Raw genomic sequence first — 7,287 nt, forward strand, 5'->3', positions numbered from 1 at the left:
GTGCCTCCCCTCGAGTATCCTAGGTATGGCCAATGCCTGGATCGGCGTTGGTTCCCCATACCCATACCTCGCCAGCACCTCCACAAGCCTTGCATGCAAATGCCTCTGCCAGAAGCTCATTAATGCGTACCCAAAACCCACGGCCTCACTTAAAATGCCTTCCCTTGCTAGCTAATATCTGGCTCTTTGTCGAAAGTAATTAAAATACTTGGCTGGGGATTCCAATGTCGATGATAATACTGGTGACTGGCGGTGCTAAGGGTGGTACTGGGAAGAGCACGGTAGCCCTAGGCCTATCCGTAATCCTATCACTCAGGGGTGTCGCTCATGAGTTGTTCGACTACTCATGCACCCTTGGTGTTTGTACTGGCGTTTATTACTACCTTGGTGACTTCGTTGATGGTATTAATAGGCTTTCGAGGGTTGTTAGGGTTAGGCAGGGTGAGCCCCCTCAGGATTTTGGTGGTGTTGCGATTGTTGATTTGCCGCCGATGAGTGTGGCTCAGCCTGAGTTTGTTGATTTGTTGGGTAGGGCTGATGCCGTGGTTGTTGTTAGTTCGTACGAGCCTGACTCGGTTGTCTCTGCGGATAGGGTTTTGGAGGCCTTCCCAGGTGAGAGGGTTGTTAGGGTCTGTAATAGGATACCCACGGAGGGCTGTAGGTATTACCTAAAGATAACGCCTGAGAACCCCTTCTTCGTCATTGGTGAGCCCAGTAACTTCAGGACTTTTGGTGCGTTGGTTAATGAGTTGGGCTTTGCAGGTGAGGCTAGGGCTGAGAGGGTTAATAGGGAGTTTGTGGCTGGTGGTATAAGGGCGAAGCTTGTTGCGTCATGGGATCCTTACCTAATCCTGGGTGTTGAGGCATTGTCTAAGTGGTACTACGCCGCATTGCCTGGCGTTAGGCCGGTCGAGGATTTGGTCCGTTATGTGAACTCCGTGCTCGGTCCCCAGTACCTGGCTAGGATTGGGTTTGGTGGTAATTCCCTGACGAAGCTTTTGAGAGGTGTTAGGCGTTAGTGCGCCGCGCCTGGTGCATCGCGTTTTCCACGTGCAATAATGCTGAAAAGCCTGTGTGTTGGCGTTAACCCATGACGTTTACTCTAGTTGTTTGCTCGGTAAATCCCTATGCGGCTGCGGAGAGTGCGGTTAGTGGTTTGGTTGAGAGTACTGTTGATTTCATGGCCTTTGTTGCTGCTGTGCTTGTTGTGTTGACTATAGGTGGTTTGGGTGTTATTGGGTTTTTGGCGCTTATTCAGTCATTAATCGGTTACTCCCTGATTGAGTGGTCGAGTATTAGGAGGATTATTGGTGCCTTGGTTACTATGGGTGTTGTCTTTGGTTTGTTCATGACCGTGCTGCCCACTGTCCTCAATGCCGTTGGTTTGACGCAGATAGCGAGTGCCGTAAGTTCGTTCATGCAGTTGGTGCTTAAGCACCTGTCCTCGTTGGTCTAGGCTTATTCGAGGACCACCTTTATTAAATCGTTGATGTACTTCCTTATTTTCTCGGCGACCTCCAGTTGATTGCTTGCGCCCTCGATGTATGGTATTACTGCGCTCACGTCGTTTGTTTTTATGGTTTCCCTGACCATGTTCATAGCGTATACCAGGTGTTTACCCCTTTGTGCTGGCACTGATTTCCTTATCAAGTCAGCCCTCTCCCTCGTTAGTGGTATTAGGAGTTTGTCGGCTGTGTCTATGGCTGCCCTTATTAGGCCTAGGTTTGTTGTGCTCATTGTGTCTATGACTAGGTTATCAACGCCGTACTTACTCGTTAGTGTCTTCTCGAGTGCCCTTAGGGCTTGTTGCACCTCCTGTGGTGTTACCTCGTAGAGTTGCCTAAGCTCTATGTACTCCCTGTGCCTTATTGGTATTACCAGGTTTTTATCCCTCGTGTACATTGTGTATTTACCTCCGCGTATTGCGTCTATGATGTCCGTCCTTGGGTTTAGCCCGAGGAGTATCGATAATGACCTGTTGTCTGGGCTTAGGTCTAGGTATGCCGTGCCCTTGCTGTTTAGTAGCATGGCTAGGGTTATGGTTGTTTTGCCCACCCCGCCCACGTTTCCGCTTGTTACTGTTATTATTGTCATAGCCTCCTCCTTAGTTCGTCTAGTTTGTTTAGTAGGTTTTCTATTTCGTTTAGTACCTTCAGTATCTCGCTTAGTGTGTTTATGTAGTTTTCGATTGTTGGTTTCATTTGCGTTAGCCTATCTATCTCGTTCTTTAGGCTTGTTATTTCGTTAATCCTCCTGCTTAGCTCCTCCACGTAATTCCTTAAATCCACGACTCCCTGGTTCACCACTACCTGTTGGGTTGGTGGGGCTTGTTGGTTTGTTAATGGTTTGATTCCGAACTCGTCTGAGGTTTCTTCGTCTATGACGAGCTCCTCCTCGATCTCCTCCGTGTCCTGTGGTTTTTTCTTGCCTAGCTTGAACATGGTTTGTTTTGGTGTTTTGGAGTTAATTAGTTTTGCCTCCTTACTGCTTATAAGTGGGTTTGTCTAGTGTTTCTCATGGGTTTGTTCTATAGTAGGTCTGCTGGGCCTGTGGATGGTGAGGTTGTGTTTAGTCGTAGGGTTTCTTTTCATGGTTTCCCCACCATGGTTACGCTGTACAGTACTGTTTGGGGTACGGGTTGTTTTGTGGATGTTGATGATTATGCGCTGGTTGGTGTTGAGTCCTTTGATTTGTGGTCTTTCATTAGGGATTACCTGCCCAGGGCTAGGGAGTTGGTGATTAGGGGTGGTGGTCAGGATCTTGAGGGGTCTATGTTGAGGGCCCTGGGTGTTGTTGCTGGTGAGTACTTCGGTAGGCGTGGTGTTAGGGTTTCGGGTGATGAGGCTTCGTTGTGGGCCTCCCTACTTTATCGCGGGCTTTATAATTACGGTGTTCTCGAGGCACTTCTCCTTGTTGGTGATGATGCTGGTTTGACCGACATCTACGTGGCGCCTAACGCCAGGGTTCACGTTAAGTCCAGCCTCTATGGTGATTGCCTGAGTAATGTCGTGCCCACGGCTGAGGAGGTTGACCTCCTAGTGAGTGTTATTGGTGATAGGACCGGGGCTCATCCGACGTATTACAACCCATCGATAGAGACTTACGATAGGGGTCATAGGCCGATGCTGAGGGTTAGTATTGATTCCTTCGATGTCACTGATAGGGTTAGGGTGAGTATTAGGGTCTTCCCCACGAGGCCCTGGAAGCTTATTGATATGGTTAGGTTGGGTACTGTGGATGCCAGGCTCGCGGCTTACCTTTGGTTAGCCCTCGAGGTTGGTGTCCCGATACTCGTTATTGGGCCCGTTGGTTCTGGGAAGACTAGCCTATCCGCGGCCCTGATGTCCGCCTTGCCCCCGGGCTCTGTGATTGCTAAGGTTGAGGATATTGATGAGGTTGTCCTGCCCCAGGAGTTGGTTGGTGACTTCGCTGGTGGTGTTATTCCGTTGCTTAGTAGGGAGGGTAGGACCACGAGTGTTAAGCCCCTGCCCCTCTTCGCTAGGTTGGTTCACGCCCTTAGGGTTGGTGCTGATTATGTGTTTGTTAATGAGGTTAGGAGTGCTGAGGATGCAAGGACTTGGCTCCACGCTATCCTGACCGGGCAGGTTGGTGGCGCGACGACGATGCATGCAAGCGGTGTTGATGAGGCCTTGGCTAGGCTTAGGGATTATGGGGCACCCGTTGACTTGCTTTCGATGGTTGTTGTTTTGATGGGCCGCTTCCCTGGGGGTGGTGGTTTGGTTAGGAGGGTTGTGGGTGTTTGGGTCGTTGATGGCGGTAGGCCGATGGAGGTTTGGGGTGGCTCTGTTAATGAGGATGCCCTAATCAGGTTATTAACTAATCGCCTTGGTGACCCCGGCTCAGTCGTTAGGGAGGTTAATGATAGGGAGGTCTTCCTCAAGCACTACTCCGGCTTCGACATTGATGAGAGGGAGTGGGTTAGGTTGGTCTCCCTGTTCCACAGGGCTAGGGGCTTGGTCATGCCCAGGGAAGCCAAGACCGAGGTTTTCTTTGAGGAGTCCTGACGCTGGCGAGGAGGCCCCTGGCCAATTCCTCAAGGTCCACCGGGTCTGGGTAACTCTCGATGAGCGCCTTCCTGCCCAGGTCCAGTGCCTTCCTCAACTCCTCATTGTTGGCACCGAGCGCCTCCAGGTGCTTCCTGAGTATTTCTAATCCCCTATCCACGTATATCCTCACGGCCTCCCCACTCGGCTTCGCACCCTCTGTGCCCAGCCTGGGCCTGCGCATCAACCTCCTTACCCTACTCGCTATTTCCTCATCCTCCTCATCATTAATCCTCCCACGCCTCCACAGCCTCATTGCTGGGTCACCCAGGTGAGTTCTGCGTTTATCTTCTCAAGTATTGATGCCAACTCGTCAATGGCCTTCCTGAATTGGTTAAGTTCTGGGTCCTTTATTAGGTATGGTATTGAGCCGACCCTCCATGCAGCCTCGACGCCTGGATTTCTGAGTATCCTGACCATGTACCTGGCTCCTAGGTCGAAGCCTCCCCTGATGTTGATTAGCTTGTTCATAATCATCACGTACTCCTGCCTCCTACCCTGTGTTATGGTTAGTGCATACTCGAGGAGACTGCCTACCCAGTTTGAACCTCCGGGCTCGTCTGTGGTGACTAGGATTAGTAGGTTCGCGATGTTGATTAGTGATGCCGTGAGGCTTGGGTTTAGGGTTGGGTTTAGTGTGGGTGTGTCTATGAGTACGAAGTTCGGCCTTACCCTGTAGTTGCCTATCCCATTGATTAGTGATGAGAGTCTCGACGTGAGGACTGGGGTGCTTGGTAATGCTCCGTCTGGGTTTATGCCGGATGTTGTGCCTGGAGGTATGACCTTCACGTTGGCGATGGTGTTGTTCTCCATTGTGGCTGTGTGGACCTTGATGGATTTTGTGAAGCCCATTATGTATGTTAGGGCTCCGTTGACACCCGTTGGGTTGCCTATGCCCATGACCTTCGATAGTGTTGCGTTTGGGTCTAGGTCAATTAGCCAGACCCTGTAGCCCCTGATCGCGAGTGCCACCGAGAGGCTTGCCGAAATAAGTGTCTTGCCTGCGCCACCTTTTTGGCTAATTAATGGTGCAATAATCATATGCTAATCATGCGCTTGCGGTATTAAGTCTTTGCGCCCTCAATGCATTGTCACTATTACGTAGGTCATCACGGTGGGTATTGAGGCGTAGATCCCTGTCACGAAGGAGTCGAGTAGGTAGCCGCTGAAGAAGCTTCCCAGTATGGTCGTTGGTAGGAGGAGGGTGATCGGTATCGTTATCACCGCCACCTGGCTTATCACGAATTTGAAAACCACGAGTAGGGTTATTATGAATGATGTTGAGACCAGGATCGATAGGGCACTAACCCTCCTACTATCCATGAGGGTGTTTATGGTGTGCGTTATTGCGGTCACAGCGACCGTGAGCACGTCAGGCCTACCCATGCCCGTCAGGGCTATGGTCCTCACGTACTCATTAATGAAGCCCTCAAGCCAATTACGCCTGTGCTGGATCCATTGGGCCCTGGGCATTGTTGACGCCCTTATCACGGCTTCCACAGCCCTCCTACCCAGTGTGGATAGGTTGGCTAGGTAATCCGCGTACCACCGTGCGGTTAATGCCAGGAATGTGAGGGCCATCGCTAACCATGCGATGGCTATCGAGTGCGTTAGGACGTATGCGGGTACGGCTGGTACTACGGATATGGGTAGGTTCCTAAGGACTTTACCATCGAGACTGAGCAGCCCCGGGTCCAGGTTCCAGCTTAGGGCTAGGGCTATTGGTGCCGCGGTGGCGTAGTTAATGACTAAGTACGATGCTGGGTTTATGTTCAATGCCTGGCTCATTATCACAATGACCATGGGAGTCATTGCGAGGGTTAGTATTATCAAGATGTCCAGGAGTATGACCAAGTCCCTATAGTCACTGCCCATGGTCCTCAGGTGGTCATCCAGTTCCCTAAGGACGTAGAGTACGGAGACCCCCGGATCAATACCCAACCTCTCGGCGTTGAGCATTGTCTCAATCATCGACGCCAAGCCGCCCCTGACTACCCTGGTGACTTGCTCCCTCATTATTACGGTGGTTCTAATCATGAGTAGCTCGTTTAGGTGGCTGAAGCCTAGCTTTCTCGCTTCATTTATTAATGTCTCGATGACCTGGCTCACGGGTTGTACGAGATAGAGTGGTATTGCCAGGGCAGTTAGTAGTTGCTCCTCAACCCTTAACCTGAACCAAGGCCTTAAGCCCTGGAATTTCATGTGTGGGTTATGGGTGTAATGCTTAAAAGCAATACTGTTATAAAAGAGTTCATGGGTTTGGGAAGTAGGGGTGAGTTGTCGCCCCTGGTTTCTGTGATAATAGCTGTTGTGCTTATAGTCGTGGGTATATCCCTAGTGATGCTGTTCTACCACCGCGCAAAGACACTGGTCAGCAATGCTGCCAGCGCTCCCCAGATCGATGTTTCAGCAAGTATCAGCGGCTCAACGGGTGTGGTAACCGTTGACATATACAATGCTGGTACGGAACCGATATACGTGAGCAGCATAGAGGTTTATGGGCCTAACGGGTCGGAGGTACCGTGTACCTGGAGTGGTGTTGGTGCTGAGGTAACTGCTGGTGGTAGTTATGGTGTTGTTGGTAAATGCTCAGGGGTCTCCAGTGGTGTTGTTTATACCGTGCTGGTCACCTTAAATGTAACCGGTGGCTCGTATGTTGAATCCCTCTCTGTAACGTCATCGTGATTGTTGAAAATATTGGTCCCTGAGAGGTAAAAATTATGATGAGCCTAGTGCCTTCTCTAATGCTTCCGTGATCCTGCCTTCGATTAATTCCGTGTCTATGTGGGCGAGTTTTCCGTGCAATACTGTTGCGGCTATTCCTATGTCTACTTCGAAGCCTTTGAATGGTGTGTATTTTGCCTTTGTTTTGAATTTTGTTGGGTCTATTGTGTGCCTAGCCTTTGTGTTTATTATGGCTAGGTCTGCGCATGAGCCTGGTTTTATGGCCGTATTGAATCCTAGGAATTTCATTGGTCTCTCCTGTATTGCCCTCATCACCGTGCCTATCGTCGTCAAGCCCCTCCTCCAGAGCGTGAGGAGTAGTGGTGCCGTTGTCTCCAACCCAACAATGCCTGGTGGTGTCTCGTCATATGACCTCTCCTTTTCCCACATGGCGTGCGGTGCGTGGTCGCTGGCTACCATGGGTATCTCGCCCCTTATGAACATTGCCAGTAACTCCCTCCTTGTTGCCTCATCCCTCAGTGGTGGGTTTACCTTGCAG

Annotated in this window: 9 protein-coding genes and 1 pseudogene; 4 read left to right on the plus strand and 6 right to left on the minus strand. The window is 50.6% G+C overall.

Going from position 1 to position 7,287, the window contains the following annotated elements; all coding sequences use genetic code 11:
• Positions 1 to 230: 230 nt before the first annotated feature.
• Together B7L70_RS11240 and B7L70_RS11245 are read left to right on the plus strand one after the other, a co-directional pair.
• Entirely contained in the window at positions 231 to 1,019 is a 789-nt protein-coding gene (locus tag B7L70_RS11240) for a hypothetical protein (protein WP_081228272.1), read from the plus strand.
• Between the two features lie 71 nt (positions 1,020 to 1,090).
• The gene (locus B7L70_RS11245) at positions 1,091 to 1,456 is read left to right on the plus strand and encodes a hypothetical protein (RefSeq protein ID WP_081228273.1); all 366 of its coding nucleotides are present in this window, start codon (positions 1,091 to 1,093) and stop codon (positions 1,454 to 1,456) included.
• A 2-nt stretch (positions 1,457 to 1,458) separates the two neighbouring features.
• Here the strand turns inward: B7L70_RS11245 and B7L70_RS11250 are convergent, their stop codons facing one another.
• The gene (locus B7L70_RS11250) at positions 1,459 to 2,094 is read right to left on the minus strand and encodes a ParA family protein (RefSeq protein WP_081228274.1); all 636 of its coding nucleotides are present in this window, start codon (positions 2,092 to 2,094) and stop codon (positions 1,459 to 1,461) included.
• Entirely contained in the window at positions 2,091 to 2,441 is a 351-nt protein-coding gene (locus tag B7L70_RS11255) for a hypothetical protein (protein WP_081228275.1), read from the minus strand. Before B7L70_RS11255 ends, B7L70_RS11250 begins: the two co-directional genes overlap by 4 nt.
• A 75-nt stretch (positions 2,442 to 2,516) precedes the next feature.
• Between B7L70_RS11255 and B7L70_RS11260 the strand changes: the two genes are divergently transcribed.
• Positions 2,517 to 4,025: an ATPase, T2SS/T4P/T4SS family gene (locus tag B7L70_RS11260; RefSeq protein ID WP_081228276.1), complete on the plus strand. Its 1,509-nt coding sequence runs from the start codon at positions 2,517 to 2,519 to the stop codon at positions 4,023 to 4,025.
• Here B7L70_RS11260 and B7L70_RS11265 read toward each other — a convergent pair.
• Genes B7L70_RS11265 through B7L70_RS11275 form a run of 3 tightly spaced genes read right to left on the minus strand, consistent with a single transcriptional unit; the run spans position 3,979 to position 6,266 of the window.
• Complete coding sequence (locus B7L70_RS11265) at positions 3,979 to 4,320, minus strand: hypothetical protein (RefSeq protein WP_081228277.1); 342 nt, start codon at positions 4,318 to 4,320, stop codon at positions 3,979 to 3,981. The two genes, B7L70_RS11260 and B7L70_RS11265, sit on opposite strands and share 47 nt — an antisense overlap.
• Positions 4,317 to 5,105 carry a ParA family protein gene (locus B7L70_RS11270; protein WP_081228278.1) on the minus strand — a complete coding sequence of 263 codons (789 nt, stop codon included), beginning with the start codon at positions 5,103 to 5,105 and terminating at the stop codon, positions 4,317 to 4,319. The genes B7L70_RS11265 and B7L70_RS11270 overlap by 4 nt, the downstream gene beginning before the upstream one ends.
• 39 nt (positions 5,106 to 5,144) lie before the next feature.
• Positions 5,145 to 6,266 carry a hypothetical protein gene (locus tag B7L70_RS11275; RefSeq protein WP_081228279.1) on the minus strand — a complete coding sequence of 374 codons (1,122 nt, stop codon included), beginning with the start codon at positions 6,264 to 6,266 and terminating at the stop codon, positions 5,145 to 5,147.
• 51 nt (positions 6,267 to 6,317) lie between these two features.
• Between B7L70_RS11275 and B7L70_RS11280 the strand changes: the two genes are divergently transcribed.
• The gene (locus tag B7L70_RS11280; protein ID WP_238376226.1) at positions 6,318 to 6,749 is read left to right on the plus strand and encodes a hypothetical protein; all 432 of its coding nucleotides are present in this window, start codon (positions 6,318 to 6,320) and stop codon (positions 6,747 to 6,749) included.
• Between the two features lie 33 nt (positions 6,750 to 6,782).
• Here B7L70_RS11280 and B7L70_RS11285 read toward each other — a convergent pair.
• Positions 6,783 to 7,287, minus strand: a pseudogene (locus B7L70_RS11285) (dihydroorotase family protein); the annotation flags it as partial.

Source organism: Vulcanisaeta sp. EB80 (assembly GCF_002078205.2).

What these genes read in the sequence shown, in the direction of transcription:
- B7L70_RS11240 (WP_081228272.1), top strand. Translation starts at nt 231, where the DNA reads ATGATAATACTGGTGACTGGCGGTGCTAAGGGTGGTACTGGGAAGAGC.
- B7L70_RS11245 (WP_081228273.1), top strand. Translation starts at nt 1,091, where the DNA reads ATGACGTTTACTCTAGTTGTTTGCTCGGTAAATCCCTATGCGGCTGCG.
- B7L70_RS11250 (WP_081228274.1), bottom strand. Translation starts at nt 2,094, where the DNA reads ATGACAATAATAACAGTAACAAGCGGAAACGTGGGCGGGGTGGGCAAA.
- B7L70_RS11255 (WP_081228275.1), bottom strand. Translation starts at nt 2,441, where the DNA reads ATGTTCAAGCTAGGCAAGAAAAAACCACAGGACACGGAGGAGATCGAG.
- B7L70_RS11260 (WP_081228276.1), top strand. Translation starts at nt 2,517, where the DNA reads ATGGGTTTGTTCTATAGTAGGTCTGCTGGGCCTGTGGATGGTGAGGTT.
- B7L70_RS11265 (WP_081228277.1), bottom strand. Translation starts at nt 4,320, where the DNA reads ATGAGGCTGTGGAGGCGTGGGAGGATTAATGATGAGGAGGATGAGGAA.
- B7L70_RS11270 (WP_081228278.1), bottom strand. Translation starts at nt 5,105, where the DNA reads ATGATTATTGCACCATTAATTAGCCAAAAAGGTGGCGCAGGCAAGACA.
- B7L70_RS11275 (WP_081228279.1), bottom strand. Translation starts at nt 6,266, where the DNA reads ATGAAATTCCAGGGCTTAAGGCCTTGGTTCAGGTTAAGGGTTGAGGAG.
- B7L70_RS11280 (WP_238376226.1), top strand. Translation starts at nt 6,318, where the DNA reads ATGGGTTTGGGAAGTAGGGGTGAGTTGTCGCCCCTGGTTTCTGTGATA.